Source organism: Polaribacter sp., assembly GCF_039939415.1.
GTDB lineage: Bacteria > Bacteroidota > Bacteroidia > Flavobacteriales > Flavobacteriaceae > Polaribacter.
In genome coordinates, this window is sequence record NZ_JBDVJE010000012.1 from 18,493 (window position 1) to 33,834 (window position 15,342).

At 26.5% G+C, this 15,342-nt stretch carries 17 protein-coding genes; all 17 read right to left on the reverse strand.

Annotated elements, in window-relative coordinates; all coding sequences use genetic code 11:
• Nucleotides 1–46 precede the first annotated feature (46 nt).
• The 17 genes from ABJG40_RS02405 to ABJG40_RS02485 all read right to left on the reverse strand — a co-directional run bounded on the left by ABJG40_RS02405 (nucleotide 47) and on the right by ABJG40_RS02485 (nucleotide 15,299).
• Nucleotides 47–1,762, reverse strand: a complete 1,716-nt coding sequence (locus ABJG40_RS02405) for a DUF4114 domain-containing protein (protein WP_348022989.1) — start codon at nucleotides 1,760–1,762, stop codon at nucleotides 47–49.
• A gap of 112 nt (nucleotides 1,763–1,874) precedes the next feature.
• Nucleotides 1,875–2,585, reverse strand: coding sequence for a LytTR family DNA-binding domain-containing protein (locus tag ABJG40_RS02410; protein WP_348022990.1), 711 nt, complete (start codon nucleotides 2,583–2,585; stop codon nucleotides 1,875–1,877).
• An 8-nt stretch (nucleotides 2,586–2,593) separates the two neighbouring features.
• On the reverse strand, nucleotides 2,594–2,911 hold the full coding sequence (locus tag ABJG40_RS02415) for an Hpt domain-containing protein (protein ID WP_348022991.1): 318 nt from the start codon (nucleotides 2,909–2,911) through the stop codon (nucleotides 2,594–2,596).
• 1 nt (nucleotide 2,912) lies between these two features.
• Nucleotides 2,913–3,956, reverse strand: a complete 1,044-nt coding sequence (locus ABJG40_RS02420; RefSeq protein WP_348022992.1) for an ATP-binding protein — start codon at nucleotides 3,954–3,956, stop codon at nucleotides 2,913–2,915.
• Entirely contained in the window at nucleotides 3,956–5,101 is a 1,146-nt protein-coding gene (locus tag ABJG40_RS02425; RefSeq protein WP_348022993.1) for an FIST N-terminal domain-containing protein, read from the reverse strand. The genes ABJG40_RS02420 and ABJG40_RS02425 overlap by 1 nt, the downstream gene beginning before the upstream one ends.
• A 4-nt stretch (nucleotides 5,102–5,105) precedes the next feature.
• Nucleotides 5,106–7,073 carry a PAS domain S-box protein gene (locus ABJG40_RS02430; RefSeq protein ID WP_348022994.1) on the reverse strand — a complete coding sequence of 656 codons (1,968 nt, stop codon included), beginning with the start codon at nucleotides 7,071–7,073 and terminating at the stop codon, nucleotides 5,106–5,108.
• Nucleotides 7,073–7,612, reverse strand: coding sequence for a heme NO-binding domain-containing protein (locus ABJG40_RS02435; protein WP_348022995.1), 540 nt, complete (start codon nucleotides 7,610–7,612; stop codon nucleotides 7,073–7,075). Before ABJG40_RS02435 ends, ABJG40_RS02430 begins: the two co-directional genes overlap by 1 nt.
• Complete coding sequence (locus tag ABJG40_RS02440; RefSeq protein ID WP_348022996.1) at nucleotides 7,613–8,026, reverse strand: response regulator; 414 nt, start codon at nucleotides 8,024–8,026, stop codon at nucleotides 7,613–7,615.
• Nucleotides 8,027–8,168: 142 nt separating this feature from the next.
• The gene (locus ABJG40_RS02445) at nucleotides 8,169–8,636 is read right to left on the reverse strand and encodes a DUF6495 family protein (protein WP_348022997.1); all 468 of its coding nucleotides are present in this window, start codon (nucleotides 8,634–8,636) and stop codon (nucleotides 8,169–8,171) included.
• 77 nt (nucleotides 8,637–8,713) lie between these two features.
• Nucleotides 8,714–9,160 carry a 50S ribosomal protein L9 gene (gene rplI, locus ABJG40_RS02450; RefSeq protein WP_348022998.1) on the reverse strand — a complete coding sequence of 149 codons (447 nt, stop codon included), beginning with the start codon at nucleotides 9,158–9,160 and terminating at the stop codon, nucleotides 8,714–8,716.
• A 15-nt stretch (nucleotides 9,161–9,175) separates the two neighbouring features.
• On the reverse strand, nucleotides 9,176–9,472 hold the full coding sequence (gene rpsR, locus ABJG40_RS02455; protein ID WP_091893627.1) for a 30S ribosomal protein S18: 297 nt from the start codon (nucleotides 9,470–9,472) through the stop codon (nucleotides 9,176–9,178).
• Between the two features lie 3 nt (nucleotides 9,473–9,475).
• The gene (gene rpsF / locus ABJG40_RS02460; protein ID WP_036820272.1) at nucleotides 9,476–9,817 is read right to left on the reverse strand and encodes a 30S ribosomal protein S6; all 342 of its coding nucleotides are present in this window, start codon (nucleotides 9,815–9,817) and stop codon (nucleotides 9,476–9,478) included.
• A gap of 207 nt (nucleotides 9,818–10,024) precedes the next feature.
• Complete coding sequence (gene ald, locus ABJG40_RS02465; RefSeq protein ID WP_348022999.1) at nucleotides 10,025–11,125, reverse strand: alanine dehydrogenase; 1,101 nt, start codon at nucleotides 11,123–11,125, stop codon at nucleotides 10,025–10,027.
• Between the two features lie 208 nt (nucleotides 11,126–11,333).
• Nucleotides 11,334–12,443 (reverse strand): hypothetical protein, encoded by a 1,110-nt coding sequence (locus ABJG40_RS02470; RefSeq protein ID WP_348023000.1) that lies wholly within the window; start codon nucleotides 12,441–12,443, stop codon nucleotides 11,334–11,336.
• Nucleotides 12,444–12,485: 42 nt separating this feature from the next.
• A complete protein-coding gene (locus ABJG40_RS02475; protein ID WP_348023001.1) occupies nucleotides 12,486–13,292 on the reverse strand; it encodes a hypothetical protein in 807 nt (268 codons plus the stop codon).
• The gene (locus ABJG40_RS02480; protein ID WP_348023002.1) at nucleotides 13,279–13,839 is read right to left on the reverse strand and encodes a sigma-70 family RNA polymerase sigma factor; all 561 of its coding nucleotides are present in this window, start codon (nucleotides 13,837–13,839) and stop codon (nucleotides 13,279–13,281) included. Before ABJG40_RS02480 ends, ABJG40_RS02475 begins: the two co-directional genes overlap by 14 nt.
• An 80-nt stretch (nucleotides 13,840–13,919) precedes the next feature.
• Nucleotides 13,920–15,299, reverse strand: a complete 1,380-nt coding sequence (locus tag ABJG40_RS02485; RefSeq protein WP_348023003.1) for a hypothetical protein — start codon at nucleotides 15,297–15,299, stop codon at nucleotides 13,920–13,922.
• Nucleotides 15,300–15,342 lie beyond the last annotated feature (43 nt).

Genomic DNA, 15,342 nt, shown 5'->3' on the forward strand with positions numbered 1-15,342 from the left:
CATCAATAATATAATTAGCAATTGAAAATACTTGAGAAAAAGAGCTTCACCAAATTTGATAATTTTGATAATTCCCTGAAGGATATTGGTCAATGTTCCAAAAACTATACAACTCATTCACTTTAGCATCCATTTTAACAGAAAAACTTAAGGTATATTCAATTTCTCCTGTTGCTCTCTTTATTTTAGAACTAATTATTTGATGACCTCTTGTTTTAACTGTTCTTACATCTTCTAAACTAGAGTTATTTAATCGGTCACAAATTACTTTTGAGTGATCATAAATAGAACCTATTGTTTTAGTTGCTAATACTGCAGATATTCTTTCTTCTCCTTGATAATAATCTACAGAAAAAATTTCTGTAGCATTAGTAATTCCTAATAAGTCTTCAGGACTAGAAATATTTGCTATTTCTGTTTTATACATTCCTGTTTCAGGTAAAAAATCAATTAATGAAACTGAATTGCTTTTACTTTTTAATGCTGTTTTATTAAATTTATTTTGAAATTTTTTTTCAAAAACATGATTACCTTCTTTAGTTCTTTTAAAATTTCTTTTTGCAATTAAATTTGCTAAAGAACCATTACTTTCTAAGCCTCCATTATTAGCAGAGGTTACACTTTCTGGAATACTTACCTCTGCAAAATTTGTTGTTTTTAGAGCTTCATATGGGTTTACTGTTATATAGAAAACAGCATCATTAAAATCATTATCACACCAATCTAAATCTCTTCTTACATCTTCGAAACCTAAGATTAATCTTTCGTTATTATCATCAGTTAACAATATACTATGATTTCTTAATTCTACATCGCTCTCTGGATTGAAATCTGGATTTGAATATATGTTCCAAATGTCATGTGCTACAGTTTTACCATTCCAAGCATTTGCCAACAAAACCCAACCTATACCAGTACCTGCAGAAAAAGAACCAATTTTTACTTTATCACCTGCAACCAAAGACCCACCTGCTCCTTCTTCTGATGCATTTGGAAAAATAATAGTAATATCTTCTTGATTTGGTTTTGATGTTGGTGGGTTGCTTAAATCATAAGTATAATAACCTAATACATTAGTATAACCTGCTCCTTCACTTATAAAAGTAACCCAAACATCTGTATCTTGTTCTATAGATAAATCAGTGTCATATCCAGCAGTTATATAATGAGGGTTGTAGTCTGGAACAGAATAATATTCTGGAAGAGAATGTTTTATTGTTTCTAAATCTGATGATGAAATATCATCTCTTACTGGTTCTAAATATAAAGGTTTACCATTTGTGTCAAAATCTCCTAAAAAATTATATTTAAAAGTATCTGAAGAAGATGTAATAGTAATTGTATTTTGTTGACTAACTCCCCAATTACTAACTGCAGCCATAGAACTATTATTACTTCTATTAACTAACTGAACCATTACTAAATAAACTTCTGAGCCTAAATCTTCACTTGTTTTATAAAAACCAGATAAATGAATTTCTCCGATAAAATTAGATGGTGATGAAGCTGCAGGTACATTTACATTTTGCCAATGCATACCTGTACTCCAATCTATTTGAGAACCTCCATTTTTAGATTTTAATAAAGCAATATTTAAATAAGCATCCACATCACTTTTATAATCTAAAGAAAAGTTTAATGTTTCACCAATTTTAATTGGATTAGATAAAAATGAAAAATTTGAAATTGAACCTGATTGTGCAGAAGTTGTTAAGTGAAACAAATTCAGAATAATAATTAAATTTAGTAATGTTTTTTTCATGATATAATTTTTATACCACAAAATTAATAACTAATTAAATATTTAATTGTAGATGTTCGTCTTTAACACTTTAACTATAGACGAAATGTATAAAGTGTTTAGATAAATAAAACTATAATAGATCTAATCTTTTCATAAGTTCTGGTCTTTTAGACCTACTTACTGGTATTACATCTTTTTTTATTAAAACACTATTATCTTCTATATCAATAATTTTTTTTGTGTTGATAATAAAAGAACGATGAATTTTTAAAAATAATGAATCAGGTAATTTTTCTTCAATTTTTTTAAGAGTAGAATGAACTTTATAATCTTTTTCTTCTGTTTTAATATTAATATAATCTCCTTTAGCTTCTATTAAATAAATACTAGGAAGATCTATTTTAATTAATCTACGATCTATGTTTACATAAAAATCATTATTTACATCTACAGGTTTTAAAGAATTTTTAGTTTCTTTTATAGAAGAAATTTCTTTTTTTTCAGCTCTATCAATTGCTTTTTTAAATCTGGGTAATTCTATAGGTTTTAATAAGTAGTCTACAATAAAATCGTACTCAAATGCTTCTATTGCAAATTTAGGATCGGAAGTTGTTAATATTATTTTTGGTGGGTTTTTTAAAGTTTTTATAAAATCTAAACCACTAAAACCTGGCATATGAATATCTAAAAAAATTAAATTTACTTTATTTTCTATTAAATATTTCATTGCTTCAATAGCATTAGAAAATTCTTCTAAAATATTTAACGATTTAATTTCATTGCATAGCGTTTTTAAAATAACTCTTGCCATTTTTTCATCATCAATAATAATACAATCCATAAGAAGACTTAAATAGTTTCTATATAGTCTGAAATGGCTTTTAAAATATTGTCAAAATCTTCTGATCCTTCTAGGTTTAATTCTCTAAGATTATGTTCAAATTTATTAGCTATTTCGTAACTTTTTTCAAGTCCCAAAATACTAATTTTATGTTTAATTGTATGAACATTTTCTTCTATTTTTTTAAATACTTTTTTTTCTAAGTTTTTATAGTATTCTTTTTTTTCTTCTGGAAACTCTGTTTTTATAACTTCTATTAGTTCATTTTTAATAGATTCATCTCCTCTAGCTAATTGATTTATATATTCTAAATTAGGTTTTTCCATATTATTTTTTAATGCTAAAATAGAAAGTTGAACCAACTTTTGGTTCAGATTCTAAATAAATTTTACCGTTATAAACATCAATAATTTTTTTAACTATTGATAAACCAATACCTGCAGATTTGTAATCATCTTCTAATTTTTGAAAAGCAACAAATATTTTATCAAAATATTTTTCTTCAATACCATTACCATTGTCTTTAATATAAAAATGCCAAAATTTTGCATCTTCATTAAAGCCTATTTCAATAATAATTTCTTCTTTATCGTTATATTTAATAGCATTATCTATTAAATGTAAAAATAATTTATCTAATCTATATCTATCTCCTTTAACGGTAGGTAATTTATTAGGTATTACAAATGTGACGTTTTCATTACTATTTAAATCTCTTAAAATATCATTAACCAAAGAGTTTAAATTAACGTCGTATAATTCTTTTTCAATTTTACCAACTGTAGAATATTGTAAAATACCTTTTATTAAAGTATCCATTTTTTCAACATTCTCCTTAATTAATTTTAATGTTTCTTTACCAGGATCATCTAAAACTCTTGAATAATCATCTAAAATCCAAGTAGTTAAAGCTTCAATGCTTTGTAGAGGCGTTTTAATATCATGAGATACCATATGCGCATAATCATTTAACTCTTGGTTTTGTCGCTCAAGACTTTTTACTAATTTATCTTTTTGTCTATTAATTTTTATAATTTCTTTTGTTTGGTTATCAATAAAATCTACCAATTTTAAAGAATCTGTACTCTCTATTGGTAAATCTATATCTAAATCATAAAACCTTAATTTATCTATAACGCTTTGAAGTTTTTTTATAATTTTTTTCTGAGAATTGGTTTCTTCTTGTAATTGTTTATTTGCATTAAATAACTCTTGAGAGCTTATTGCAGTTGCTCTTTGAAGCATACCAAATTGGTCTTCTGATGTAGTATAAGATTTATCTATAGCATCAAAAAAATTATCAAACCTACTATCTGATTGAAATTCTTTTGGTAAAAATTTTCTTATTTGTCTTTTTAATAAAGAATTCATTATTCGCTAATTAGTGTAATTGTCATTGTTTGGTTGTGTAACTGACAGTTATTTTCTCCAATAAAAGGTGCTATTTCTCCGTATGAATATAACCCGGTAATTGCTGTAGATTGTCCCACTACTTCCATAACTTCTTCTACTTCTTCTTCTACTCTTTGGTCTAAAACTAACTTTCTACCTATACAACTTACTAAAATGGCTAATTCTGGTTTCTTTTTTCTTAATTCAGATGCATTTACTGCTGCCTTTTCTGCTGCATTTACAATATTATCTACATTAGTCATCATTAGTTGCACTTTTGAATTTTCAAAAATATCACCGGCTAAAATCATAGAATTTTCTGATTCATCTATATTTAAAATTGTTCTAACTATAGAATTATTATCTTCTTCCGATTTTACATTTAAAGGATATAAAAGAGCGGCTCCTGGTAATTCTTTAGCTTTATCTCCTAAATATTTTTTATATAAATCTAGTGCTGGTAAGTTATCTAATTCATATAGAACATTTCCTTTAGATTTTGTAACAATTCTTTCTGGTCCAAAAGGAGTCCAACCTCCATTAATAGAAAAAGTTACTTCTAACGATTTTCCGTATAAACCAATAGCAATGATTTCTCCTGCTTTTGGGTTTTCGTTATAAGAGGCAATAGTTTTTTCAAATCTTGCTGCATCACCACACAAAGCTCCAGTAATTAGTAAATTATCTTGAGTTGCAGCATTCATACCTTTTGTTAGCTGACTTCCGTTAATAAAACTTCCTTCAGAAAGAACAAACACATGTTTTAACCCTTCTTTTGGTAATTGTGTAATTAAATTTTTACCTACGTTATAACTGTCTATTTCTTGGCTAGAATTATTTTCTAAAATATTTGTTGTTTTAATAAGAAAACTACTTTTTTCAAATTCTATAGCAGTTATTGTTAAACTATCATCATTTACAGACTGTGTAGAAATATCACCTGAAGCAGAACCAAATATAATATGGCCATCATTAAAAATTTCTTTAATTTCTTTGTAAATAGTTTTACTTTCTAACATAAATCTATTTCCAAAAACCAAAACTAAAGGTTCTTTTAATTTAATTTTTTCTGATAAATATTCCCAATCAGCGGTATTTTTTTTTCTTAACTGAACTGTCTTCATAGTATTATTTTTTTAAAGTAAAATAAAAAGTAGTACCAATATTTGGTTCGCTTTCTAACCAAATTCTACCTCCATATAAATCAATTATTTTTTTAATTATTGATAATCCTATTCCGGTAGAATCATCTCTTTTATTTAAAGAATGGAAAACTTTAAATATTTTATCATGGTATTTTTTTTCTATACCTAAACCGTTATCTTTTATAGAAAATTGGTGACAATCACCATCGTCTAAATAGTTTATTTCTATAATACCAACTTCTTTATCTATAAATTTAATTGCATTACTTATAAAGTTTTGAAATACTTGCTGAAATTTAGTTTCATCTCCTTTTACAATTGGTAATTGATTAAGAATATTTATTGATATATTTTCTGGTACAAATAAGAAGTTTTTTAGATTACTAACAGTTTCATTTAAATCTACATCTACTTCATCAGTTAAATTAGCTCCTGCACTAGAATATTCTAATACATTAGAAATAAGTGTTTCCATAGTTTCTAATGTAGATTCGATTAAATCAAAATTTTGAAGCGTCATATCATCAAAATTATCTTGATTATCAGTTTTTATCCAAGAAACCAAAGCATCTATACTTCTTAATGGAGATTTTAAATCATGAGAAACTATATGTGCATATTCATAGAGTTCTTGATTTCTATTTTCTAATTCTTTTAATATTTTTTCTTTTTGAATTTGAAGTTTTTTAAGTTCTGTAATATCTAAATGAACACCAATAGAGCCTACAATTTCTCCATTAATATTATAATTAGGTGCTTTACTTACCAACCAATGTCTAGTTTGCCCTTTACTACATTTTGTTTTTATTTCGTAAGAGCTAGATTTACTACCATCAAAATTATTAATATCATTTAAACCATTCTCTACAGGAAAAATGTCGCCTTCAATCTTACCAATTAATTCTTCTTCTTTATAACCACACATTTCTGTAAAACTTTGATTTACCATCAAAATTTCATTGTTAGTATTTACTTCTACTAATCCTAAATGCATATTAGCAATTATACTACTATACTTTTCTTTTTCTGCCTCAATACTTGCACGATAATTTTTTTCTAGAGTTACATCTCTAAAGGTCCATAAATAACCATTAATTTTTCCTGCAACAATAATGGGTGTATAATTTCTTTCAAGAATTTTACCATCAATCATTTCTAATTGATCTCCAAAAACAGCTATTTTATTTTCTACAATTTTATCCATTCTTTTTACAAAAGATAGAGGATCTTTAAATTGTATTTTATTTTGTTCTGATGCTATTGCACAATCCATTCCAATTAAATCGTTAGGTTGAGCATTTACATTTAATAATTCGCAAAACTTTGTATTAGATAAAACTATTTTTCTATTAACATCCTCTAAAATAATACCACTATTAAGATTTAAAACAAGTGCAGACAACCTGTTTTTAGCTTCCATTATTAAATCTCCTGCTTCTTTATCTTTAGTAATATCTCTAATAATACCTTGCGCAGCAACAGCTTTATTTTCTTTGTTATAAATTATTGTTGCATTTACCTGCAACCATTTTATTTCATTGTTTTTTGTAAGAATTCTTGCAGTATAGTCATTAAAAAAACCTTCTTCATAAAGTTTTTTAAAGGAATTTATTGTGTATTCTATATCTTCTTTAAATACAATATCAGATAGATTAAAGGTTTCTTTAGCAATATCATATCCAAAAAGTTCTATTGCAATATCATTCATTTTTAAAACATTACCCCACAAATCCATAACAAGATATGCATCGTTTATGTTTTCAAAAATCCCTTTTAATGTAGAAGATTTTTCATCTAGTAACTCATTTAACTTTAAATTAGAATTTTTTAATTCTTGAGATAAAGCAAATAATTCTCTAGACTTATCTTCAAGAATTTTTTCAGCAGATTTCCTCGCAGCTTTTTCACGTTTTAGAGCTCGTTGTAATAATGCTATTTGATCTTGACTCATTAATTTTTATTAACAATAAATCTTACTTCTGTTCCGTCTTCTTTAATTTTCTCTAATACAATAGATGCAGTACTATTAAAATGTTCAAAGGTTTTGTTCATTAAACCTAAACCAAAATGATGCATTGCTCTACTAGATTTATAGACCATTACAATAGAATTTTCTGTTTTTTCTTCAACTAAAAAAGTTGGTAATTCTGCATCTGGATATATTTTTTGGACTTCTACATGTATGTGGTTTTCAATAGAGCCCAACATTTCTATAGGATCTTTATATGTTGCCAACAAACCAGGGTAACTTGTTTCTATTACAGAAAAAAAGTGTTCTGCATATACTAAAAGTAAATCGTCTGTAGAAATACCTGTATTACCACTTAAATTGGTTACTAATTGCAACATTTCAGAAAAACTGTAAGTACCAATGGCTGTATAAATACCTTCAGACTCTAATTCTGATTGAGAAATAATTTTATCAACCATTTCTAAACCAAATTTATCTTCTACTAAATCTAAAAATTCTGTAAAAACTATTCCTTTCATTTATATCTTTTTTAATTCATTTGTACTCCAGTAATTTAAAACAGATTCAATTTTTTTAACATAATCATCATATTTTAAAGGTTTTAAAACATAACCTGAAATACCAATTCTATAACATTCAAACAAGTCTTTTTGGTTGTCTGATGTGGTTAGTATAATAGTTGGTATGTGTTGAAACTCTTCACTGTTTTTTATAATTGTTAAAAATTCTATACCACTCATTTTTGGCATGTTTAAATCTAATAAAATTATATCAGGAAAATTAGATTTATCTTCTAAAATTTTTAATGCCTCTTCTCCATTTTTCGCTTCTTGCATTGTATGTTCTAATTTTAATAATGAAATTGTTCTTTTCATTTTCATTATTTCAATTAGATTATCCTCTATTAATAATATTTTTAAATTTTTAGCCATTATAAAACTTTTTAGTATTTATTGTTTACAATATTAGATGAATTAAATATAACTTTAGATGAATTGCAGTTCAGCTTAGATTAAGTGTAGACGAAATGCAATAAAGTGTAGATGAATTATTTTTTTATAAAAAACGGATTCATTAAGAAATTAGTTTATTAAAATACTCAAAAATTTCTCCTTTAGATAACGAGCTTCCTTTTTCAATTAAATCAAAAATTTCTATATTTCTATCTGTATTATAAGATTTAGATCCTTTAAAAATATCTACAGAATTATCCATAGGATTTTTCATCAACCACTCAAACCCTTTTTGTTCTAAAAGATTTATATCCCAATTTATTTTTATAGCTATCCTGTAAATTTCATTTTCATCACATTTAAAAAGGTTTACAGATGTTTTAGAAAAATGTTCTACATATTTGGTTTTATTAAGTACATCATCCCAAACAACGTCAGAAAAAACACACATTACATCTTTTGCTACTTGTTTTTTTTCTTCTTTAATTAGATTCCACTCATTTACATCAATACTTTGTGTTGCTAAAAAAAGGGCAAATTCTTGATGTAAGCTTTCAAATTGTTCTTTGGTAAGTTGCCTATATTTCATTTTTTTTATTTGGTTTTCAAAAATAAAAAAAGCTCGTTATTTCTAACGAGCTTTTTATAAAATATTAAAGTAAATTACTATTCGGCAATTACTTCAAAAGTAATATCAGCAACTACAGATCTGTGCAATCTTATAGCAGCATCGTATTTACCTAATCTTTTAACATTACCACCAGTAACTTTGATAAACTTCTTATCAATTTCTGTTCCTGCTTTAGATAACGCAGCAGCTAAATCAATGTTATTAACAGAACCAAATAATTTGTCTCCTGAACCTGTTTTAGATGCAATTTTAATTTCATATCCTTTAATTGTTTCTGCAATTGCATTTGCATCTTCAATTAATTTAGCTTCTTTATAAGCTCTTTGTTTTAAATTCTCTGCTAAAACTTTCTTTGCAGATGAAGTAGCTAAAACTGCTTGTCCTGTAGGGATTAAAAAATTTCTACCATATCCATTTTTTACAGATACAACATCATCTTTAAATCCTAAATTTTCTACGTCTTGTTTTAATATCAATTCCATGTCTCTACCTCTTTATTATTTTAACATATCTCCAACGTAAGGCATTAACGCTAAATGACGCGCTCTTTTAATTGCTTGCGCAACTTTACGTTGATATTTTAATGAAGTTCCTGTTAAACGTCTAGGTAAAATTTTACCTTGTTCATTTACTAAATACATTAAGAAATCTGCATCTTTGTAATCGATATACTTAATATCTTTCTTTTTAAATCTACAGTATTTTGCTTCTTTTTTAGTATCTATATCTAATGGCGTTAAATATCTAACGTCAGCAGATTTACCACCTTTTGCTTGTTGTTCTATTGATGCCATTTCTTATTTTTTAGTAGATTTAACACGTTCTGTTCTAATTTTTGCCCAAGCAGCTGCATGTTTGTCTAATTTAACAGTTAAATAACGCATAACGCTATCATCTCTTCTAAATTCTAACTCGTATGCAGAAATTTCTTCTCCAGCAACTTTAAACTCTAACAAGTGATAAAAACCACTTTTTTTCTTTTGGATTGGGTATGCTAATTTTTTTAAGCCCCAGTCCTCTTTTGAGATCATTTCAGCTCCTTTAGAAACTAAATAATCTTCGAACTTTTGTACTGTCTCCTTTATCTGAGTATCAGATAAAACGGGATTCAAAATGAAAACAGTTTCGTAATGATTCATAAATTAAATATTTATTGTTTATTTTTAAGGGTGCAAATATAGTAACTTTTTTGTATTTAGAAGTGTCTTTTTTTTAATTTATAATTATTGCTTCTGTAAAAAAGAAAAAAGTCTTTAATTATTTGGTAAAAAAAACCTCCAGGTTGGAAACACAACAACCCTGGAGGCAAAATTAAATAACTTAATTTTTACTTAAAAAAAAACAAATTATGCATTAAAAGCTTCTAAATGAAAAGCTTCACTTATTTCTTGATAAACAATTTTTCCTTTTACAATATTTAATCCTTTTGCAAGTGCTTTATCTAAAGAACAGGCTTCTTCCCAACCATTATTGGCAAGATTTAAAATATAAGGTAATGTTACATTTGTTAATGCTATTGTAGATGTGTGTGGCACTGCACCTGGCATATTTGCAACGCAATAATGAACAACATCATCAATAATATAAGTTGGATCTTCGTGAGTTGTAGCCTTTGTAGTTTCAAAACATCCTCCTTGATCTACAGCTACATCTACTACTACAGTTCCTGGACGCATTTCTTTTAACATATCTTCTGTAATTAGTTTTGGAGCTTTTCCTCCTTTTACTAAAACTCCACCAATAATTAAATCGTGTGTTTTAATATGTTGTCTAATACTATATTCACTAGAAAAAGCTGTTACTACGTGGTTTGGTAAAACATCATTTACATAACGTAAACGTTTCATGTTAATATCCATAATTGTTACATGTGCACCTAAACCTGCTGCCATTTTTGCTGCTTGTACACCAACAACTCCAGCACCTAAAACTAAAACTTTTCCTGGTGCAACACCTGGAACACCACCTAATAAAATTCCACGTCCTTTAATAGGTTTTTCTAAATATTTAGCTCCTTGTTGAATTGCCATTCTTCCTGCAACTTCAGACATTGGTGTTAATAAAGGTAACGTACCTTCTTCATCTTCTACAGTTTCATAAGAAATACAAATTGCTTTACTTTCTATCATTGCTTTTGTAAGCGGCTCACTTGAAGCAAAATGGAAATATGTAAAAACAATTTGATTTTCTTTAATTAAAGGATATTCTAATGCTATAGGCTCTTTTACCTTAACAATCATATCACTTTGGCTGTAAATGTCTTCTATAGTAGGTAAGATTGTTGCTCCTACCTTAATGTAATCAGCATCAAAAAAACCACTTCCTTCTCCTGCAGTAGTTTGCACAAAAACGGTGTGGTTATTTTTTGTTAAAGAGAATACTCCTGCCGGTGTCATACCTACTCTACTCTCGTTATTCTTAATTTCTTTAGGAATTCCTATTTTCATTATTTGCTATAATTTAGATATTTTAAGCAAGTAAATTTAAAACCTTTTTGTTGTAAATTAAACAAAAAGGTTTTAAATTGTTTTTTTTATGAAAACATTATTTTCTTACTATTTTTTTACATAAAATTTATTTTTTTAATACTTAAAATACAATATCGATAAAAAAGAAAGATAATTTTAACATTTATTGATAATTTTTAATTCGTATTTAATTTAAGTCTAAACGAATTCCCATAGAAATGTTTCTTGTTTCTGTATTTTTGAACAACGGATTTAAATCATATTTTACATATAAACTTGTAGATCTATACCCTAAGTACGTACTTAAACCATAATTTATGGTATTCATATTATAATTATCTTTTTGTACTTCTTTTACATTTACTCCATTATTGTCTTTATATTCAAAATATTGTCTTGTTCCTAATTTAAAACCTACAAAACCACCTACACCAAAACGAAGAGACTTATTTGTTCTATCATTTACATAATTATCATTATACTTTTTGTTTTTAGATAAATCCCACTCGAAATGTACTGGAAATGTCATTTGTACATGACGCAATCTACTTTCGTCTAAAGGATTTGGAAAAGTTTGTATTTCTGTAATATCTCCATTTTTTACATGATATTGGTTATTATCCAATCTTAAATTATTCCATAGAAAAGATACACCATATTTAAAATAAAAGATACCAGGATTTTTGTTCATACGAGATTTCCAAGTCCAACCAACTTCGTAAAAATGAGATTGCCAAAGTTTATAGTCAGAATCATTTAAAGATTCTATTTGGCCGTACTCTAAAACATTATTCACACCCATTGCAAATACAAATTGACTAGTAGTTCTTCTACTTCTTCTATTACTTCTTCTTTTTATACTATTAGAATAGCTTTCTTTTTTTTCTTCTTTTCCGTTTAATGTAAAACGAAAAGTTTTATTTCCAATTGTAAATGTACTTTCATCATCATCTTCAGAAGATATTACCTCTTCTTCACTTGCAATTTTACCATTGGTTTTATCTTGCACTAATAATTGCAACATTTTTTCTTGTTCGCCAACTAATTTTTCTATTCTTCTTGCGTGATAAGATGCTACTTCTTTTTTTAAAATATCTGCTGTAGACTTAGTTATTTCTCCTTTTTCTAATCTTTTATCTATAGCAACTACTTTAGTTTTTAAAGAATCTTTTTGAGTTTTTGTTATAACTTCTATCCTTTTAGAAATTTTACTCACTTCTTTTTCGAATGTTTTTTTATCTTGAGATAAGACAATAGTTGTACTAAACAACACTAATATTAGTAGTATTCTTTTCATTTTGTATGTTTTAAAAATTTGTTTTTTGTTCTTGATTAACCTTTAATCGTTTCTACTTGCAAGGGCAGTTGCTATATCTGAAACTCTTCTTTTAATAGATTTCATAAAATTATTCTGAAAATCTTCTTCACCAATAGTTCTCTCTACTTCTGCTAAAATAGCATTCGGATTTACTTTAATATTCGATTTTTTGAGCTCACTTTTAATCGATTTTAAAATATCTTCTCTTGTTAAATCGTGTTTAGCATAATATGCTTTCACTTCTTTAGATGAATGTGTTACCGCGTATAACAAATCTTCACTATTAATTTTTATACGACTATTTGGGTTTTGTTTTAAAGTTTCTTTTTTTATAGATCTCTCCTTCGTCGGATGAATTTTCTGTGGTATTTCAACTTTTGCTATTCTAATGTCATTAAGAGCAGTTTTCGACGAAGTAATCTCTTTGTTTATTTGAGATTGCTTCACTTTGTTCGCAATGACATTTTTATTATAATTTACTTTTTGCTTCTCCTCTACTTTCTCATTTTTAACAAGAGCTTCTTCAACCGGAATTTCATTTATAAATTGCTCTATTTTTTCATCAATTATATTGGTATCAATTGGAGTATCAACTATAATTACATTTGGTTTAATTTCTTTTTTTTCAGATGATAAAAACTGAATTCCGATAGCAACCAATAATAAAATACTTGCTGCAGCGCCCATATAAAAAAACCAACCTCTTTTCTTTTGCTTTGGTTGTTCATCTAATTGATTTGATAAACGCTCCCAAGCAGAAGCTGATGACTGAAAAGTTCTGTCTTGTAACTTTTCTTTTATACTATTATCTAACTTATTTGTTTTCATGAATTGTTTTATTCATTTTGTAATAATTTTCTTGCAATAATTTACGTGCTTTAAATAATTGCGATTTTGATGTACTTTCAGAAACTCCCAATTTCTCTGCAATTTCTGAATGCTTATAACCTTCTATGGCGAATAAATTAAACACCATTTTGTAACCTTCTGGCAATTTATCTATTAGTTTTTGAATGTCTTCTACAGTTGTGTTTTCTAAGCTTTCTGTAGCAGAATCATTAAAAACATAATCTTCATCAGATAAATCTATTACGTTTTTTTTACGGAGATAAGAAATGCAAGTATTCACCATAATTCTACGAATCCAACCTTCAAAACTACCTTCGTGTTTAAACTTGTGTAAGTTGGTAAAAACCTTTAAAAAACCTTGTAACATTAAATCTTCTGCATGATGCATATCTTTTACATATTGCCTACAAACGCCCAACATTTTAGGCGAATGCTGCTCAAACAATTGTTGTTGCGCTTCTCTACTGTTGTCTATCGCTTTTTTAATAAGCGATTTTTGTTGGTTATGCAAAGTGATAATTTTCAAGCCTCTCGTTTCTGTTTTAACTGCCTTACAAATATATAGACTACAGATGTTTTAAAAAGGTTGCTTGGAAGAAAAAAAATTTAAGATTTAAATTTTCTGAACGAAACTATGATTTCATAAATACCGATTGATAAAAAGATTTTCCCAAGAATAAAAGGAAACCAAGACCAACCTGTTACAAAAGTTCTATCAAATAAAGGGTTGTAAATATTTGTTGGTATTAGAAACTTCGCAAATCCATTTAAAAAAGAATCTATTTTAGAAAAATCAAAATTACCAAGTTGAAAAGAATTAATATTTATCCAGAAAAAAAGAGAATAAAAAAGAAAACTCCCTAATAATGTTACTATTAAAGCTTGAAACCAGTTTGTTCCATTATTAGAAAACAAGTTGCTAAGGTTTAAAATAAAAGCATCTTTATCATTATACCAAAACCTTTTGTCTTTTTTTAATTCTTTTCTATAAGCACTAATTTCGTAAGATTTAAATCTATCAAAATCAATTTTGTTATTTGTTCTTTGAAGTTGATGTTTTATATTTCTTAATGTTCTTTTATTACATTCATCAATATTTAATATTGAAATATCATCAAAGAAAGCAGCTTTATTAAAGTTTGTTCTATCTATAAATAGAGTCTCAGAAGCCGTATCTTGAAAAGAAGAAATATCATTAAAATTTGTCTGTTCTATGTGTAAATTTTTAAATTTAGAATTATTAAATCTTACAAGTTTTTCAAAATTACAATCTCTTATAATTAAATCTACATTTTCAGCTTTCCAATTAGATAAGTCTGCTATACCTTTAAAGATATTCTTTGTTAAATTAATACTAAAGTTAACGCCTTCATTTTCACATTTATTTGACGATAGATTAAAATTTTCAAAGTTGGTATTATCAATCTTTAAAAAGTGCTTAATATTATTTTTAGTAAAATTAAATTCATTTTCATAAACAGAATTTAAAATATCTAGGTTATTAAAAATTGAGTTACAAAATGTTACTTCATCTTTAAATTTAGTATTAGTGATTAATAATCTATTAAAAACATTCCTCCCCTCTATATTAAACTTATTACGCAGTTCCAGTTTTAAAATATCTAAAGTACTAATCTTACATCTTCTTTTAAAATGGATATTGCTTAAATGAATATCATATAAATTGATAAAACCTTCAATATGAACTTCATTAAAAAAGATACTTTCTATATTAAATTTCGAAAAATTTAATTCACATTTATTAAAATTACATTTAATAAACCTTAATGATAAAGGATGATAATCTTTATTATTTGAACCTTTAAAATATAAATCAGCTCCATTAAATGTACAATTCCTAAAACTAACTTTATTTAATTTTGAAACATCAATATCAAGATTTGAACTTAATTCAATATTTTTATTTAATATCGGATTTTGTTCATTCAATAGTTCTTTTAATCTATCTTCATTTATAGTTTCCATTAAAGCATTTCTTTATTTCAAAAATAAGCATTTTTAAAATAAT

Bases quoted from the DNA above. Each gene is read 5' to 3' on its own strand.
- ABJG40_RS02405 (WP_348022989.1), bottom strand. From the start codon at position 1,762: ATGAAAAAAACATTACTAAATTTAATTATTATTCTGAATTTGTTTCAC.
- ABJG40_RS02410 (WP_348022990.1), bottom strand. From the start codon at position 2,585: ATGGATTGTATTATTATTGATGATGAAAAAATGGCAAGAGTTATTTTA.
- ABJG40_RS02415 (WP_348022991.1), bottom strand. From the start codon at position 2,911: ATGGAAAAACCTAATTTAGAATATATAAATCAATTAGCTAGAGGAGAT.
- ABJG40_RS02420 (WP_348022992.1), bottom strand. From the start codon at position 3,956: ATGAATTCTTTATTAAAAAGACAAATAAGAAAATTTTTACCAAAAGAA.
- ABJG40_RS02425 (WP_348022993.1), bottom strand. From the start codon at position 5,101: ATGAAGACAGTTCAGTTAAGAAAAAAAAATACCGCTGATTGGGAATAT.
- ABJG40_RS02430 (WP_348022994.1), bottom strand. From the start codon at position 7,073: ATGAGTCAAGATCAAATAGCATTATTACAACGAGCTCTAAAACGTGAA.
- ABJG40_RS02435 (WP_348022995.1), bottom strand. From the start codon at position 7,612: ATGAAAGGAATAGTTTTTACAGAATTTTTAGATTTAGTAGAAGATAAA.
- ABJG40_RS02440 (WP_348022996.1), bottom strand. From the start codon at position 8,026: ATGGCTAAAAATTTAAAAATATTATTAATAGAGGATAATCTAATTGAA.
- ABJG40_RS02445 (WP_348022997.1), bottom strand. From the start codon at position 8,636: ATGAAATATAGGCAACTTACCAAAGAACAATTTGAAAGCTTACATCAA.
- rplI (WP_348022998.1), bottom strand. From the start codon at position 9,160: ATGGAATTGATATTAAAACAAGACGTAGAAAATTTAGGATTTAAAGAT.
- rpsR (WP_091893627.1), bottom strand. From the start codon at position 9,472: ATGGCATCAATAGAACAACAAGCAAAAGGTGGTAAATCTGCTGACGTT.
- rpsF (WP_036820272.1), bottom strand. From the start codon at position 9,817: ATGAATCATTACGAAACTGTTTTCATTTTGAATCCCGTTTTATCTGAT.
- ald (WP_348022999.1), bottom strand. From the start codon at position 11,125: ATGAAAATAGGAATTCCTAAAGAAATTAAGAATAACGAGAGTAGAGTA.
- ABJG40_RS02470 (WP_348023000.1), bottom strand. From the start codon at position 12,443: ATGAAAAGAATACTACTAATATTAGTGTTGTTTAGTACAACTATTGTC.
- ABJG40_RS02475 (WP_348023001.1), bottom strand. From the start codon at position 13,292: ATGAAAACAAATAAGTTAGATAATAGTATAAAAGAAAAGTTACAAGAC.
- ABJG40_RS02485 (WP_348023003.1), bottom strand. From the start codon at position 15,299: ATGGAAACTATAAATGAAGATAGATTAAAAGAACTATTGAATGAACAA.